The organism is Parafrankia sp. Ea1.12, assembly GCF_900465275.1.
Lineage (GTDB): Bacteria > Actinomycetota > Actinomycetes > Frankiales > Frankiaceae > Parafrankia > Parafrankia soli.
On record NZ_UBIZ01000505.1, the window covers coordinates 1 to 801 of the forward strand.

The window sequence follows — 801 nt, forward strand, 5'->3', positions numbered from 1 at the left end:
GAAATGGACCCTGTGGGGCTTCAGAACCCCGATTTGGGCGGTGACCTGCGCGTTTACCTACGGGCCGGGGTCCGTGTCGGGCAGGCTGGGTGGTCATGGTGTGGTCGCTGCTCTACGCCCTGACACGGAACACTCTCGGGCTGATGCTGCTCCGGATGCGTGGGGACACCTCGAAGGAGGCGGAGCTCCTTGTCCTGCGACATCAGGTGGCGGTGCTGCGCCGGCAGGTGAACCGGCCCGGTCCTGGAACCGGCGGATCGGGTGATCCTCGCAGCCCTGTCCCGGCTGCTGCCCCGGGCTCGGTGGGGTTCGTTTTCGTCACCCCAGCCACCGTGCTGCGGTGGCACCGTGACCTCCTCGCACGAAAATGAACCTACCCACGGAAGCCGCCCGGACGGCCACTGATCCGCCGGGAGATCCGCGAGCTGGTCCTGCGCCTCGCGCAGGAGAATCCGACCGGGGGCCACCGCCGGATCCAGGGAGAACTCGCCGGGCTGGGCTACCCGGTCGGAGTCGCCACCGTCTGGCGGATCCCGCACCGCGCCGGCATCGACCCCGCACCCCGCCGGGCCGACACCTCCTGGCGCACCTTCCTGTCCGCCCAGGCCTCCAGCCTGCTGGCCTGCGACTTCTTCACCGTGGACACCGTGTTCCTGCAACGGATCTACGTGTTCTTCGTCGTCGAACACGCCACCCGCCACGTCCATGTTCTCGGGACCACGAAGCACCCGACCGCAGCCTGGGTCACCCAGCAGGCACGGAACCTACTGATGGACCTCGACGAACGTGGCAGCCGGTGGC

General features: G+C 68.7%; 1 pseudogene. It reads left to right on the forward strand.

From position 1 onward, the window contains the following. Nucleotides 1–95: 95 nt before the first annotated feature. Nucleotides 96–801: pseudogene (locus FMEAI12_RS29785) on the forward strand (integrase); the annotation flags it as partial.